Annotated in this window: 12 protein-coding genes and 1 pseudogene; 6 read left to right on the top strand and 7 right to left on the bottom strand. The window is 71.7% G+C overall.

The annotated features are described in order from the left end of the window. Both acnA and dxs read left to right on the top strand, forming a co-directional pair. Positions 1 to 559, top strand: a pseudogene (gene acnA / locus ASG04_RS17925) (aconitate hydratase); the annotation flags it as partial. Between the two features lie 108 nt (positions 560 to 667). After that, on the top strand, positions 668 to 2,644 hold the full coding sequence (dxs, locus tag ASG04_RS12940) for a 1-deoxy-D-xylulose-5-phosphate synthase (protein ID WP_056125028.1): 1,977 nt from the start codon (positions 668 to 670) through the stop codon (positions 2,642 to 2,644). 147 nt (positions 2,645 to 2,791) lie between these two features. Here the strand turns inward: dxs and ASG04_RS12935 are convergent, their stop codons facing one another. The 5 genes from ASG04_RS12935 to ASG04_RS12915 form a co-directional block, all read right to left on the bottom strand. After that, positions 2,792 to 3,142, bottom strand: coding sequence for a hypothetical protein (locus ASG04_RS12935; protein WP_056125025.1), 351 nt, complete (start codon positions 3,140 to 3,142; stop codon positions 2,792 to 2,794). Positions 3,143 to 3,257: 115 nt separating this feature from the next. Further along, entirely contained in the window at positions 3,258 to 5,396 is a 2,139-nt protein-coding gene (locus tag ASG04_RS12930) for a 3-hydroxyacyl-CoA dehydrogenase NAD-binding domain-containing protein (protein ID WP_056125022.1), read from the bottom strand. Between the two features lie 2 nt (positions 5,397 to 5,398). Beyond that, the gene (locus ASG04_RS12925) at positions 5,399 to 6,610 is read right to left on the bottom strand and encodes a thiolase family protein (RefSeq protein WP_056125019.1); all 1,212 of its coding nucleotides are present in this window, start codon (positions 6,608 to 6,610) and stop codon (positions 5,399 to 5,401) included. A gap of 133 nt (positions 6,611 to 6,743) precedes the next feature. Continuing rightward, complete coding sequence (locus ASG04_RS12920; protein ID WP_414835833.1) at positions 6,744 to 8,018, bottom strand: HRDC domain-containing protein; 1,275 nt, start codon at positions 8,016 to 8,018, stop codon at positions 6,744 to 6,746. Between the two features lie 190 nt (positions 8,019 to 8,208). After that, positions 8,209 to 8,793, bottom strand: a complete 585-nt coding sequence (locus ASG04_RS12915) for a DUF3000 domain-containing protein (protein ID WP_056125015.1) — start codon at positions 8,791 to 8,793, stop codon at positions 8,209 to 8,211. 23 nt (positions 8,794 to 8,816) lie between these two features. Here ASG04_RS12915 and ASG04_RS12910 point away from each other — a divergent pair, with 23 nt between their 5' ends. Continuing rightward, positions 8,817 to 10,040 carry an alpha/beta hydrolase family protein gene (locus ASG04_RS12910; protein ID WP_056125012.1) on the top strand — a complete coding sequence of 408 codons (1,224 nt, stop codon included), beginning with the start codon at positions 8,817 to 8,819 and terminating at the stop codon, positions 10,038 to 10,040. A 69-nt stretch (positions 10,041 to 10,109) separates the two neighbouring features. Here ASG04_RS12910 and ASG04_RS12905 read toward each other — a convergent pair whose 3' ends face one another. Both ASG04_RS12905 and ASG04_RS12900 read right to left on the bottom strand, forming a co-directional pair. Then, positions 10,110 to 10,562, bottom strand: a complete 453-nt coding sequence (locus ASG04_RS12905; RefSeq protein WP_056125008.1) for a SufE family protein — start codon at positions 10,560 to 10,562, stop codon at positions 10,110 to 10,112. After that, complete coding sequence (locus ASG04_RS12900; RefSeq protein WP_056125005.1) at positions 10,559 to 11,473, bottom strand: sulfurtransferase; 915 nt, start codon at positions 11,471 to 11,473, stop codon at positions 10,559 to 10,561. Before ASG04_RS12900 ends, ASG04_RS12905 begins: the two co-directional genes overlap by 4 nt. Positions 11,474 to 11,651: 178 nt before the next feature. Between ASG04_RS12900 and zapE the strand changes: the two genes are divergently transcribed. The 3 genes from zapE to ASG04_RS12885 all read left to right on the top strand — a co-directional run. Beyond that, complete coding sequence (gene zapE / locus ASG04_RS12895; RefSeq protein WP_082518201.1) at positions 11,652 to 12,608, top strand: cell division protein ZapE; 957 nt, start codon at positions 11,652 to 11,654, stop codon at positions 12,606 to 12,608. 176 nt (positions 12,609 to 12,784) lie between these two features. Continuing rightward, positions 12,785 to 14,059 (top strand): ammonium transporter, encoded by a 1,275-nt coding sequence (locus ASG04_RS12890; protein ID WP_056125000.1) that lies wholly within the window; start codon positions 12,785 to 12,787, stop codon positions 14,057 to 14,059. Positions 14,060 to 14,127: 68 nt separating this feature from the next. Then, on the top strand, positions 14,128 to 14,766 hold a 639-nt coding region (locus tag ASG04_RS12885; protein ID WP_082518109.1), incomplete at its 3' end, for a tyrosine-protein phosphatase.

Genomic DNA, 14,766 nt, shown 5'->3' with positions numbered 1-14,766 from the left:
CATGATCCGCGGGACGTTCGCCAACATCCGTCTGCGCAACGAGCTGCTGGACGGGGTCGAGGGCGGCTACACCCGCGACTTCACCACGCCCGACGGCGAGCAGTCGTTCATCTACGACGCGTCCGAGCACTACCAGGCGCAGGGCATCCCGCTCGTCGTCTTCGGTGGCAAGGAGTACGGCTCGGGATCGTCGCGCGACTGGGCGGCCAAGGGCACGAACCTGCTGGGCGTGAAGGCCGTCATCACCGAGAGCTTCGAGCGCATCCACCGCTCGAACCTGATCGGGATGGGCGTCGTCCCGCTGCAGTTCCCGGCGGGCGAGTCGATCGCGTCCCTCGGGCTCGACGGCACCGAGGTCGTCTCGATCTCGGGTCTGACCGCGCTCAACGAGGGCACGACGCCGAAGACGGTGCACGTCACCGCCGAGCCGAGTGCGCACTCGCCCGAGGGCAAGCAGACCATCGAGTTCGACGCGGTCGTCCGCATCGACACCCCCGGTGAAGCCGACTACTACCGCAACGGCGGCATCCTGCAGTACGTGCTCCGTTCGCTGGTCTGACGCTTTCCGGACCGGACAGGAGGCCCGTGGCGGACCCGCCACGGGCCTCCCGTCTGCTGTCGGGGGAGGCGCATAGAGTGGGCCGACAGCACGACGAAAGGAGCGCCCGTGAGCCTGCTCGCCAGCATCACGTGCCCGCGCGACCTGAAGCGTCTCAGCGACGCGCAGATGACCGAACTCGCCGCCGAGATCCGGCGCTTCCTGGTGGCCGAGGTCGCCAAGACCGGCGGACACCTCGGCCCGAACCTCGGCGTCGTCGAGCTGACCCTGGCCATGCACCGCGTGTTCGACTCGCCGCAGGACCCGTTCGTGTTCGACACCGGACACCAGTCGTACGTTCACAAGCTCGTCACGGGGCGACAGGACTTCTCGCACCTGCGTGAGCGGGGTGGCATCGCCGGGTACCCGCAGCGCAGCGAGTCCGAGCACGACATCGTCGAGTCCTCGCACGCGTCGTCGTCGCTGTCCTGGGCGGACGGCATCTCGCGGGCGTTCGCGCAGACCGGGCAGTCGGACCGCACGGTCGTCGCCGTCGTCGGCGACGGCGCGCTGACCGGCGGCATGACCTGGGAAGCGCTCAACAACATCTCCGACGACAACGGTCGCCGGCTCGTCATCGTCGTCAACGACAACGGCCGCTCGTACGCCCCGACGATCGGCGGCATGGCGCGGTACCTCAACTCCGTCCGCACCCGGCGCGAGTACCGCGCCCTGTACGAGAAGACCCGCGACGCGGCCGACCGCTTCGGCGCACCCGGGCGTGCGGTGTACCGGGGCCTGCGCGGCGGCCTGCACGGGTTCCTGTCGCGGTTCACGAACAACGAAGCGCTGTACTCGAACCTCGACGTCAAGTACATCGGGCCGGTCAACGGGCACGACCAACAGGCGATGGAAGCCGCGCTGCGCCAGGCCAAGGAGTACGGCGCCCCGGTGATCGTGCACGCGATCACCGAGAAGGGCCACGGCTTCGAGCCGGCGCTCCGCGACCAGGCCGACCAGTTCCACGCCGTCGGGCACATCGACCCCGAGACGGGCGAGTCCCTCGAGACCGCGTCGGGTCCGTCGTGGACCTCGGTGTTCGCGTCCTCGCTGGCCGACCTGGGCGACGAGGACCCGCGCATCGTCGCGATCACGGCGGCCATGCTCCGACCGACCGGGCTGCACCTGTTCCAGCAGCGGCACCCCGACCGCGTCATCGACGTCGGGATCGCCGAGCAGCACGCGGTCACCTCCGCTGCCGGGCTGGCGTTCGGTGGCCTGCACCCGGTCGTCGCCCTCTACGCCACGTTCCTCAACCGGGCGTTCGACCAGGTGCTCATGGACGTCGCCCTGCACCGTGCGGGCGTGACCTTCGTGCTCGACCGAGCGGGTGTCACCGGACCGGACGGCCCCTCGCACCACGGCATGTGGGACCTGGCGCTGTTGCAGGTCGTCCCGGGCATCCGCATCGCGGCCCCGCGCGACGCCCCGACGCTGCGCGAGGAGTTCCGCGAAGCCGTCGCGATCGACGATGCTCCCACGGTGCTCCGCTGGTCGAAGGGCCAGGTCGGGCCGGACATCCCGGCGCTCACGCGGCTGGCCGACGGTGTCGACGTGCTGCACCGCGCCGAGTCCGACGCCGAGGACGTGCTCTTCGTGGCCGTCGGTTCGATGGTGCCGGTCGCCCTCGACGCCGCGGCGCTGCTCGAGGCGCAGGGCATCGGCGTCACCGTGGTCGACCCGAGATGGGTCGTGCCGATCCCGATGTCGCTCATCGAGCTGTCCCGCACCCACCGCCTCGTCATCACCATCGAGGACGGCGTCCGCGTCGGCGGGGTCGGCACCCGGCTGCGGCAGGACCTGCGCGCGGCGGGGGTCGACACCGGGGTGAACGAACTCGGGCTGCCGGACGCCTTCATCGACCACGCCACCCGCTCGCAGATCCTCAGCGACGTCGGCCTGACCGCCGAGGCGATCGCGCGCGACGTGTTCGACCAGGTGGTCGGGACGAAGCTGCCGCAGGCCAAGCCCGCGCGGTCGCGCGAGTCCGCCGCGTCGGCGTCCGCGTCGTCGGCGTCCTCGTCCTCGTCGTCCACCGATCGCTAGCGCGGTTCGGCGCCGCACAACCGGAACCGCCTCGCACCACGGACGTTCGTGGTGCGAGGCGGTTTCGGTTGTGCGATGCCAGTCCGCACCGGTGCCCGTTCGGGCGGCAGCGGCAGCGGCAGCGGCAGCGCGGGGCCGTGGGGTGCGTCAGGACGGCGGCGGCGTAGTGGCGGCAGCGCGTGCCTCGCGGAGGATCGCCCGCGCCATCGGGCTCACGACGAGCACCCTGCCGTAGTCGAGGCCGTCGCGGCCCTCGCGGATGATGCGCACGCGGCTCGACGTCGCGTCGATGCGCTCGAACGCCATGACGATGTTCTCGGCGCGGACGGCGAAGGACGTCCGTCGGCCGATCACCGCGCCGTCCGCCCGGATCTCCATCGCGGCAGCTCCCGGGACGGCGTCGATCGCGCGTCGGAGTACGGCCGGGACCTCGGGGAGCGGGAGTGGGAGCACGACGGACGGCCCACCGGCCGTCTTCGGCGCCCACCAGTCATGCATGGCTCGAAGCGACGCCCGGACAGAGCCGCCGCCGCACTGCACCGTCGAACGGACACAGCACCACGGGACTCCGTGGTGCTGTGTCCGTTGCGCGATGCGGTGGCCCGCCGGGCGGCTAGCGCGAGGCGGGGCCGACGATCGCCGGGTCGTGGAACGTGCCGCCGAAGACACGCTCGGACGCTCCACTGCGGTCGAGGTAGGGGCTGATGCCACCGGCCTGGAACGGGTACCCGGCGCCGAGGATGAGCCCGAGGTCGATCTCCTCGACGTGCTGGACGACCTGGTCCTCGAGCATGCGGTGCACCTCGTCGGCCAGGGCGTCCTCGAAGCGCTGCTGCATGGTCGCAGCGTCGACCGGTGACGCGTCCTGCTTCGCCGGTGCGACGAGCTTGACGGCCGCCGGGTCGTAGCCGGTGACCGTGCCCTTCTTGTCGCGGGTCAGGATCGTGCCGTGCTCGGCGATGCGCTTGAGTCCGTCGCCCGGGTAGAAGCGCTCGGGCCAGGCCGCGTGGTGGGAGTCGAGCACGTGCGCGCCGACCGGGAGCCCGACGAGTTCGAGCAGCTCGAAGGGCGACATCGGCAGACCGAGCGGCTGCGCGCCGGCGGCGACGACGTCGAACGGGGTGCCCTGCTCGACCCCGCGCATCGCCTCGCCGAGCACCCGGGCGAGGACCCGGTTGACGACGAAGCCCGGCTGGTCGGCCGTGACGATCGCCGTCTTCTTGAGGGTCTTCGCGACGGCCAACGCGGTCGCGACGGCCTCGTCCGAGGTCTCCTCGGCGCGCACGACCTCGACCAGCGGCATCACGGCCACGGGGTTGAAGAAGTGGAACCCGACCAGGCGCTCCGGGTTCGTCAGCACGGACGCCATCTCGTCGACGGACAGCGACGATGTGTTCGTGGCGAGGATCGCGTCAGGCGCGATGACCTGCTCGATCTTCCGGAGGACGTCCTGCTTGACGCCCATCTCCTCGAAGACCGCCTCGATCACCCAGTCCGCGTCGGAGAAGGCGTCGTACGACACCGAACCGCTGACCAATGCCGTGATGCGGTTCGCGTCGTCCGGGGACACGCGGCCCTTCTCGAGCAGCTTCGCGACCTCGCCGTGGATGCGCGCGACACCGGCATCGACGCGGGACTGGTCGACGTCGGTGATGACCACGGGGACACCGAGTCGTCGGGCGAACAGCAGCGCGAACTGCGACGCCATCAGCCCGGCACCGAGCACGCCGACCTTCGTGATCTTCTTCGCGTCGACGCCCTCCGGGGCACCGACCGGACGCTTGGCCCGCTTCTGCACCAGGTCGAACGCGTACATCGAGGCGGCGAACTGGTCACCCGAGAGCAGGTCGGCCAGGGCGTCGTCCTCACCGGCGAACCGCTCGTCGAGCGACCCCGACTTGGCGGCTGCCACCAGGTCGAGCGCGCGGAACGGCGACTTCGGGACGGTGCCGATCTTCGAGGCGACCTGCGAGCGGGCGACCTTGACGACCGTGCCCCATGCGGCCTTCTCGAGCATGCCGGGCTCGTTCTTCCGGACGACCTTCGTCCGGCCGGACACGACGCCGTCGGCCCAGGCGACCGCAGACGGAAGGAACGTCACCGACGGGATGAGCGCGTCGCCGATGCCCAGGTCGACCGCTGCGCGCCCGTCCATCAGGCGGTTGTTCTTGAGCGGGTTCTCGACGATGACGCGGAGCGCCTTCTCGGGGCCGATCAGGCGGGGGAGCAGGGTGGCCCCGCCCCAGCCGGGGATGATGCCGAGGAACACCTCGGGCAGACCGATGCCTTGCGCGGCTGACGAGAAGACGCGGTAGGTGCAGTGCAGCCCGACCTCGAGCCCGCCGCCGAGTGCGATGCCGTTGATGAACGCGAAGGACGGGACGCCCAGGTCGCTGAACTTGCGGAGCGTGGCGTGGCCGAGCGCTGCCAGGTCGTGGGCGACCTCACGCGAGGGCACGGACGCGGCCTGGGACAGGTCGGCGCCGGCGGCGAAGCAGTACTCCTTGCCGGTGACCGCGACGGCCTGGACGGTGCCGTTCACCGCTTCGGTCTGCAGGGTGTCGAGCACCCCGGAGAGCTCGATGAGCGTGCGCGGGCCGAGGGTCGAGGGGCGTTTGAAGTCCTTGCCGTTGTCGAGTGTGATGAGCGCGAGGGTGCCGCCGGAGGGCAGCGCGACGTGCTTGACGTAGGAGTGGGTGACGACCTCGTCCTCGGAGAGTGCGAGCAGCTGGTCGTTGTCGACGAGGGTCATGGTCAGGCCGCCTTCCGTGCCGCGGACTTGCTGAACGACGGGTTCTCCCAGATGACGGTGCCGCCCTGCCCCAGACCGATGCACATGGTGGTGATGCCGTACTTGACGTCGGGACGCTCGGCGAACTGCGCCGCGAGCTGGTTCATCAGGCGGACACCGCTGGACGCCAGCGGGTGCCCGACGGCGATCGCGCCGCCCCACGCGTTGACGTTCGGGGAGTCCTGCGCGATGCCGTAGTTGTCGAGGAAGGCGAGCACCTGCACGGCGAACGCCTCGTTGATCTCGAACAGGCCGATGTCGTCGATCGACAGGCCGGCCTTGGACAGCGCCTTGTCGGTGGCGGGGACCGGGCCCACGCCCATCACCTCGGGCTCGACGCCGGCGAAGGCGAACGAGACCATGCGCATCTTCGTCGGCAGGCCGTGCTGCTTCGCGCCGTCCTCCGACGCGAGCAGGCTCATCGTCGCGCCGTCGTTGAGGCCCGCTGCGTTGCCGGCGGTGACCCGTCCGTGGGGCCGGAACGGCGTCTTCAACGCGGCCAGGGCCTCCAGGGTGGTGCCGGGGCGCGGCGGCTCGTCGGCCGACACGATGTCCCAGCCCGCTCCGGTGTTGACCTCGACCGGGACGACGTCCGGCTGCAGCTTGCCGGCGCCCCAGGCGGCGGCGTAGCGCTGCTGGGACTGCACGGCGAAGGCGTCCGTGCGGTCCTTCGTGATGGCGGGGAAGCGGTCGTGCAGGCGCTCGGCGGTGTTGCCCATCACGAGCGCGTCGGGAGCGACCATGCGCTCCGCGACGAAGCGCGGGTTCGGGTCGGCGTTGAAGCCCATCGGGTGGCGCCCCATGTGCTCGACCCCGCCGGCGATGGCGATGTCTGCGGCACCGAAGGCGATGGCACCCGCCAGCGTCGTGACGCTGGTCATGGCACCGGCACACATGCGGTCGATGGCGTAGCCGGGCACCGACTTCGGCAGGCCCGCGAGCATGCCGACGGTGCGGCCGAGGGTCAGACCCTGGTCGCCCTGCTGCGTGGTGGCCGCCACCGCGACGTCGTCGACGGCAGCGCCGTCGAGCGGGCTGTTCCGGTCGAGCAGGCCACGCATCGCGTGCACGGCGAGGTCGTCGGCGCGGGTCCGCCAGAACACCCCCTTCTCCCCGGCGCGTCCGAACGGTGTCCGCACGCCGTCGACGAAGACGACGTCTGATGCCTTTGGCAAAGCTGGCCTCCACAGATCCACATCGATCGAGCCGGGGCGACAGGTGCGCTCCGACCCTGGTCGGGGCGTACCCCGACGACGGTCCCGACGCTATGCCCCCGGGCTGAGGGCATGCACCTCGGTTGGTCGGTTCCTACGACGTCGCCGGACCCTCGGCCGCGTCGTCCTGTCCTTCTGCCACAACGGGGGAACGGTCGTCCTCGGCGGTGGGAGCGGTCCCGCGCGTGGCCGCGGCGAACGCATCGGCGATCACGCCGGCCGTCGACTCGACCTGCCAGGGACGGGCGTCGAGCGCGACGAGCGCCGCTCCGACCGAGGCTGCGTCGACGGACGCCGGCGGCTCCCACGCGATCGACCGGAGCGTGTCCGGGGTGAGCAGGTTCTCGAGCGGGATGTCCAGGTCCTCGGACACCGCCGTCACGGCTGCCCGGGCGGCCTTGTACCGGCGGTCGGCGGCCGGGTTGCGGTCCGCCCACGCCCGGGGCGGCGGCAGCGTCGGCTCACCCTTGCCGCGGAGCTTCGGCAGGTCGTCGGTCGTGCGGCCCTCCTCGACGGCGGCCCACCAGCGGTCGAGCTCGGAACGACTCGCGCGCCCGGTGAAGGCCTTGACCGCGGCCAGGTCCTTCCGGGTCTCGGGGGCGGCGGCGGCCGCGGCGACGATGGCGGCGTCCGGGATGATCCGCCCGGGCGCGATGTCGGTCTCCTGGGCGAACGCGTCCCGGGCCGTCCAGAGCGCGCGGGCGATCGCCAGCGCCCGGGTCCCGCGCAGCGCGTGCATCCCGGACAGTCGGCGCCACGGCTCGGCGCGCGGGGGCTTCGGCGCGCGGTGGAGCACGGCGTCGAACTCCTGCGCGGCGATCTCGGACTTGCCCGCCTCGTCGAGCACCGCCGCCAGGGCGTCCCGCAGGTCGGGCAGGAGCTCGACGTCGAGCGCGGCGTAGACGAGCCAGGACTGGGGGAGCGGTCGGGTCGACCAGTCGGCGGCGGAGTGCGCCTTGGCGAGGGTGATGCCGAGCAGCTGCTCGACGACGGCACCGAGGCCCACCCGTGGGAAGCCGGCGATGCGCGCGCCGAGCTCGGTGTCGAAGATGCGGGTCGGGACCAGTCCGACCTCGCGGAGGCACGGCAGGTCCTGGGACGCGGCGTGGAACAGCCACTCCTCGTCGACGATCGCGTCCTGCAGCTCCTGGAAGGACCCGATCGCGATGGGGTCGAGGAGGAAGGCGCCGGCACCGCGGCGGAAGACCTGGATGAGGTAGGCGCGCTGCGAGTACCGGTAGCCGCTGGCGCGCTCGGCATCGACGGCGACCGGGCCGTGCCCCGCGGCGATCGCGGCCACGGCAGCCAGGTAGTCGGACCGGTCCTCGATGACCTTGACGGCATCGTGCCCCGCCTCGAACGACGGCACCGCAGCCGGCGCAACAGCCTCGGTGGGCACGGGCACGGGCACGGGCACGGGCACGGGTGCCGCTGCCGCGGCCGCGGCCGGGTTCTCCGCCGACGCCGCGGCACCAGCGGCCGTCCGTCGCGCAGCCGCGGCCGCGGCCGCGGCGGCGGCCTCCGCTGCCGCCGGCGGCACCGCGAAGGGGTTGTTCGGGTCAGTCACGGGCGAGCCTCCTGGGGCCGAGCAGCGTCACGCCGTCCGACGACGGCGGCAGCCCGGCGAGCATGGTGACGATCTCCTCCCATGCCTCGACGTGCGCGACGAGGTCGGTGCCGCGCGGCGTCCACGACGCCCGGAGCTCGAGCTGTGCGCCGTCGCCCTGCGCCGCGAGCTCGCCGTAGCCGCGGGAGATGATCTTGGTTGCGGTGCCCGAGGCCCGGTCGTACTCGGCGCCGTTCGCGGCGAGCGCGTCCACGAGCCAGCTCCACGTCACGTCGGCGACGAACTCGTCGACACCGATCTCCGGTTCGAGGGGTGCCTGCGCGAAGGTCACGATGCGGAACGCGCCCGCCCAGCCCTCGGGCTCGGACGGGTCGTACAGCGCGATGAACCGCCCGGTGCCGAGGTCGGAGTCGACGCCGTGCTCGACGCCGGACACGTCCGCCGCGAGGGCGATCGAGAACGGCGCCAGGCGAGACGGCGAGGGGATCTCGGTGACCGTCGTCTCGGCGCGGGTCCCGCCCGCCGCGACGTAGGCGCGGAGCTGCGCGAACGCGTCGGGCTCAGGGGTTTCGGACACGGATGCAGACTAGGCTCCGCAGCATGTCCCGTTCCGCGCGACCCGCCGAGGACGTGGTGCAGGACACCGCACGCTCCGCCGGCCTGGTCGCCCTGGGCGCCGGTCTGGCCGCTGCCGTCGTCGGCACCGCCGTCGTGGGCGGCTTCGTCGCCGCGATCGCCCGCATGGTCGTCACCCCGGACCGCAAACGCGCCGAACGCGTGCCGATCATGGCCGTCGACCTGCAGCAGGGGACGGTGACGCTCGAGCGCACGCCCGACACCGAGCTGCAGGGCCGCTACAGCCTGTGGTTCGGCGGTGGCACCGGGCACATGCGCGTCGGCGACGTCCTCGAGTCTACGACGGCGACCGTCACCCGCCGGATCATCGCCGTCGACGCCGGCGACCCCACCACGGCACGCCGCGGACGCTGGGGCGGCTGGTTCTACCTGACGCCCGGTGAGCTCGACGTGCCGGTCGAGGACATCGACGTCCCGACACCGAACGGCCCCGCGCCGGCCTGGGTCGTCCGCGCCGACGACCCGGCGGCGCCGTGGGCCGTCCTGGTGCACGGCCGCGGCGTCACGCGCGCCGAGACCATCCGTGCCGTGCCGGTGTTCCGCGCAGCCGGGTACTCGGTGCTGCTGGCCTCCTGGCGGAACGACGGCGTCGCCCCGAAGAGCGTCGACGGCCGCTACGGCCTGGGTTCCACCGAGTGGGAGGACGTGGACGCGGCCCTGCGCTGGGTCGAGGGCCAGGGCGCGACGAGCGTCGTGCTCATGGGCTGGTCGATGGGCGGCGCGGTGGTCCTGCAGACGCTCGTCCGCTCACCGCTCGCGCACCTGGTCGACGGCGTGGTGCTCGAGTCGGCGGTGGTCGACTGGCACGCGGTCCTGAAGTCGCAGAGTCGTGCGCTGCGGCTGCCGCGCGTGGTGCGCAAGGTCGCGCAGCGGGTCCTGCGCACGCCCGTGCTGCACCGGTTGGCCGGGCTGCAGCAGCCCGTCGACCTGCGCGAGCTCGACATGGTCGCCCGAGCGAACGAGCTCACGGTGCCGATCCTGTTGCTGCACAGCGACGACGACGGCTTCGTTCCGTCGTCCGCCTCGTACGCGCTGGCCGAGGCCCGGCCGGACCTGGTGCGACTCGAGGTCGCGCACGTCGCGCGGCACACCAAGCTCTGGAACCACGACGCCGACTGGTTCGACACCCGGATCCTGGCATGGCTGACCGAGGTGGTCCAGCCGCGCGACCAGCGCGCGGCCCGGTAGTCGTGCCGACACGAACGGGAGGCCGTGGACACGACGTGTCCGCGGCCTGCCGTTCGTCGATGGTGCTGTCTACTGCACCGCGACCAGCGCGCGGACCTGCCGCTGCACCCGGCCGAGCATGCCGACCATGCCGCGGATGCGCAGGGGGCTGACCGCCTCGGACAGCCCGATCGTGAGCGGGTAGTCCGACGGCACCGCGAGGACCTGCTCGACGGTCAGGCCGGACAGGCCCTGCGCCAGGATCGAGGCGAAGCCGCGCGTCGTCGGCGCTTCGCGCGGGGCGGTGGCGTGCATCCGCACGACGTCGGGGGCGTCGCCGTCCTGTCCGACGGTCACCGTGATGAAGACGGGGGACTGGCACTCCTCGACCCGCTCGAGCTCGTCCTCGTGCCCCTGCAGCCGTTCGGGCAGGGCGGGGAGCTCGTTCGAGAACTCGAGGAGCAGTTGCAGCCGGTCCTGCTGCGAGAGCTCGAGGAAGTCGTCGCGGATCTCGGCCAGTGTGTCGGGGAGCTCGGTGGTCATCGGGTCGGGATGCTCCCCGGCTCGGTGCCCTGCACGATCGGGACACGCACGGCGCTGCCCCACTCGGTCCACGAGCCGTCGTAGTTGCGCACGTTCTCGTAGCCGAGCAGGTGCTGCAGGACGAACCAGGTGTGGCTCGACCGCTCACCGATCCGGCAGTAGGCGATGACCTCGTCGGCGTCGCCGATGCCGGCCCCGTCGCGGTAGACCGCGTCGAGCTCGCTGCGCGACTTGAAGGTGCCGTCCGGGGCGGCCGCGGTGGCCCAGGGGATGTTCACGGCGGACGGGATGTGCCCGCCACGCAGCGCGCCCTCTTCCGGGTAGTCGGGGGCGGTGGTGCGGTCGCCGCTGTACTCCGGGGCGCTGCGGACGTCGATGAGGGGCTTGCCGAGGTGGGCGAGGACGTCCTCCTTGAACGCGCGGACGGGCTCGTCGTGCCGCTCGACCACGGGGTAGTCGGCCGGGGTGACGTCCGGGCGGTCGGTCGTGACGGGCCGGTCCTCGGCGATCCACTTCGCCCGGCCACCGTCGAGCAGCCGGACGTCCTGGTGTCCGAACAGCGTGAACACCCAGAGCGCGTACGCCGCCCACCAGTTGTTCTTGTCGCCGTAGATGACGACGGTCGTGTCGCGGCCGATGCCCTTGCCGGCGACCAGCTGCGCGAAGGCCGCTCCGTCGATGTAGTCGCGCTGCACCGGGTCGTTGAGGTCGGTGTGCCAGTCGATCTTGACCGCGCCGGGGACGTGCCCGGTCTCGTACAGCAGGACGTCCTCGTCGGACTCGACGACGACGAGGTCGGCCGTCCCCACGGCGCCGGCGTCGAGCTGTTCCTGCAACCACGCGGTCGAGACGAGTCGCTCGGGGTGCGCGAAGTCGCGGAAGGTATCGGACGGGTCGACCGGTGCGGTCATCGTGTGCCTCTCTGTGGGTCGTGGCGCCGGACTAGGATCAGTGGTCGGCGTCGGGAGCAACGGTACGCGGAGGTACTGTCACCCCGGTCCAACGTGACCTCGCACGACTCCCTTCCCGGAAGGCCCCGCTTTGCCCCAGCACCTCGTCGACCGCGACCCGCAGGTGACCCCGGCGCAGATGGCCGCCGCACTCGTGCCGCCGCCGCAGTTCGCCACGGCGTCGTTCGACTCGTACCGACCCGACGAGGACTACCCCTCGCAGGCGGAGGTCCGCGACGCGGTGGCCGCGTTCGTCACGACCCGTCCCGAGCTGGCGAAGCGCGGGCTGTTCGGGCGCCGCCGGTCTGCGGCGACATCGGACACGCCCACGACCTCCGGGGTGTACCTGGACGGCGGGTTCGGTGTCGGCAAGACCCACCTGCTCGCCGCGGCGTACCACGCGGCGACCGGGCGCAAGACGTTCGGTACCTTCATCGAGTACACCGCGCTCGTCGGGGCCCTCGGCTTCCAGGGCACGGTGGACCTGCTGCGTGGGACGGCACTCGTCTGCATCGACGAGTTCGAGCTGGACGACCCCGGCGACACGATGGTCATGACGCGGCTCATCAAGGAGCTCAGCGAGACCGGGACGCGCTTCGCCGCCACGTCGAACACACCGCCCGGGGCACTGGGTGAGGGACGCTTCGCCGCGCAGGACTTCCTGCGCGAGATCCAGGCGATGTCCGACCGCTTCGACACGATGCGGATCGACGGGCTCGACTACCGTCGGCGCGCGGTGGACGAGTCCGCCCGGGTCGTCGACGACGTGCCGGGGTCGCTGCCCGACGGGCAGGTCACGCTCGACGACTTCCGCGCCGTGGTCGCGCACCTGGCGTCGGTGCACCCGTCGAAGTACGTCGCGCTGGTCGAGGGCCTCGACGCGGTCGGGCTGACCGACGTGCAGCCGTTCACCGACCAGACCGACGCGCTGCGCTGGGTGGCGCTCGTCGATCGTCTGTACGACGGACAGGTGCGCATCGTCGCCTCGGGGTCGCCGCTCGACCAGGTGTACCCGGACGTGATGCTCGAGGGCGGGTACCGGAAGAAGTACCTGCGTGCCGCGAGCCGCGTCGTGGCGCTGAGCCGGGCCTCCTGACCGTCCCTGCCGGCCGCGCACGGCCGGTCCGGACCGCGCGGTAACACACTGTTCACACGGCGGGCCGTCGCGTTACACCCGCGAAACACGGCGTGCTCCGTCGTGAAACCTCACCTCGCCAGACTCGTCACACCCGAGGCGGTCCACGAACCGCCTGTGCAACCGAGAGGTGAGACATGCTTGATCAGGGCAACACGACGTTCGTGTTGGTGATGGCGGCGCTGGTGTTGTTCATGACACCGGGCCTGGCGTTCTTCTACGGCGGTCTGGTGAAGGCCAAGTCCGTCATCAGCATGATGATGATGTCCTTCGGGGCGATCGCCCTGGTGAGCGTCCTCTGGGTCGTCTTCGGCTACGCGATCGCGTTCGCGAACCACGGCACCGGCACCGCCGTGTCGGGTGCGGTCGGGTTCTTCAGCATCGACTGGAACCAGATCGGCCTCGGCCAGGCGTTCGAGGAGGCCAAGGCCTCGAAGATCAACGCCGCGTACCCGTCGATGGCGTTCGTCGGCTTCCAGGCGACGTTCGCGATCATCACGGTCGCGCTGATCTCCGGCGCGATCGCCGACCGTGCCAAGTTCGGCGCCTGGATGGTGTTCGCCGGCGTCTGGGTCACGGTCGTCTACTTCCCCGTCGCGTCGTGGGTGTTCAACCTCACCTCGGGCTGGGCTGCGACCTGGGGCGTCATCGACTTCGCCGGTGGCACCGCGGTGCACATCAACGCCGGTGCCGCCGGGCTGGCGCTCGCGCTGGTGCTCGGCAAGCGCGTCGGCTTCGCCAAGGGCGCGCACAAGCCGCACAACCCGCCCTTCGTCCTGCTCGGCGCAGCCATCCTGTGGTTCGGCTGGTTCGGGTTCAACGCCGGGTCCGAGGGCGCCGCTGACGGCATCGCCGCGATCGCCTGGGTCAACACGCTCGCAGCTCCGGCCGCCGCCATCCTCGGCTGGCTGCTCGTCGAGAAGCTCAAGGACGGCAAGGCCACGTCGGTCGGAGCGGCGTCGGGTGCCGTCACCGGTCTCGTTGCCATCACGCCCGCCTGCGCCGCGCTCACGCCGGGCTGGGGCATCCTGCTCGGGTTCCTGGCCGGCATCGTCTGCTGCTTCGCGATCGACTGGAAGTACCGCCTCGGCTTCGACGACTCGCTGGACGTCGTGGGTGTCCACCTGGTCGGCGGCATCTTCGGCACGCTGTTCCTCGGCTTCTTCGCCAACGACACCGGCCTGATCTACTCGGGCTCGTTCGTCCAGCTCGGCAAGCAGGCCGCTGCTGCCGGCGCCGTCGGTGCGTACTCGTTCGTCCTGGCCTTCATCATCGGCTGGATCATCGAGAAGACGATGGGCTTCCGCGTCAAGACCGAGGACGAGGTCGCCGGCATCGACACCGCGGTCCACGGCGAAGAGGGCTACGTCCTCTACGAGGACCGCGACGAGACCCCGGTCGGCGTGCGCTGACCCGGTTCCACCGCACGACGAAGGCCCCCGCAGCAGTGCGGGGGCCTTCGTCGTGGGAGGGTGGGAGCATGACGACGACGTCGACGCTCACCAACCTCCGAGAGGTCGGGGGGCCCGGCTTCCAGTCCAGCCGCTCCCGCACCGTGTTCCGGAGCAACACCGAGCCCGACGTCCCCGCGACGGCCTACCCGCCCGGCGTCACCGTCGTGGACCTGCGGCGGGACGACGAGGTCGAGCGTGTGTCGCACCCGCTGGGCGCCTCGGCCGGGTACCGGGCGGTGCCGCTGTTCGATCCGTCGTCGCCGGTCGAGTCCGCCGACGACGCCGTCGAACTCGAGGACCAGTACGTCGACTGGCTCGAACGCCACCGGGCGGGCATCGCTGACGCCCTGCGAGTGGTCGCCACGACCGACGGCGACGTGCTCGTGTGCTGCTCGGCGGGCAAGGACCGGACGGGCATCATCAGCGCGCTGCTCGCCCGGCACTGGGGTGCGGACGACGAGCGCATCGGGAGGGACTACGCCGCGAGTGCCGCCGGTCTGTTCGACCGGTTCGCGGCGGAGCGTGCTGCCAGCGACGACCCGGCAGCGACGGCGCGGGCGCAGCGCTGTGTGCCGGAGATCATGACGACGGTGATCGCTCACGTCGAGCGTCGGTGGGGGAGCGTCGACGCGTACCTGCGGTGGCTCGGCCTGACGGACGAGGAG

It is taken from the genome of Curtobacterium sp. Leaf183 (assembly GCF_001424385.1).
Classification (GTDB): Bacteria; Actinomycetota; Actinomycetes; order Actinomycetales; family Microbacteriaceae; genus Curtobacterium.
Note: the sequence above shows the minus strand (reverse complement) of the source record. Positions and strands in the feature narration are given on the sequence as shown.

What these genes read in the sequence shown, in the direction of transcription:
- ASG04_RS12935 (WP_056125025.1), bottom strand. Translation starts at nt 3,142, where the DNA reads ATGCATGACTGGTGGGCGCCGAAGACGGCCGGTGGGCCGTCCGTCGTG.
- ASG04_RS12930 (WP_056125022.1), bottom strand. Translation starts at nt 5,396, where the DNA reads ATGACCCTCGTCGACAACGACCAGCTGCTCGCACTCTCCGAGGACGAG.
- ASG04_RS12910 (WP_056125012.1), top strand. Translation starts at nt 8,817, where the DNA reads ATGTCCCGTTCCGCGCGACCCGCCGAGGACGTGGTGCAGGACACCGCA.
- ASG04_RS12905 (WP_056125008.1), bottom strand. Translation starts at nt 10,562, where the DNA reads ATGACCACCGAGCTCCCCGACACACTGGCCGAGATCCGCGACGACTTC.
- ASG04_RS12900 (WP_056125005.1), bottom strand. Translation starts at nt 11,473, where the DNA reads ATGACCGCACCGGTCGACCCGTCCGATACCTTCCGCGACTTCGCGCAC.
- zapE (WP_082518201.1), top strand. Translation starts at nt 11,652, where the DNA reads ATGGCCGCCGCACTCGTGCCGCCGCCGCAGTTCGCCACGGCGTCGTTC.
- ASG04_RS12890 (WP_056125000.1), top strand. Translation starts at nt 12,785, where the DNA reads ATGCTTGATCAGGGCAACACGACGTTCGTGTTGGTGATGGCGGCGCTG.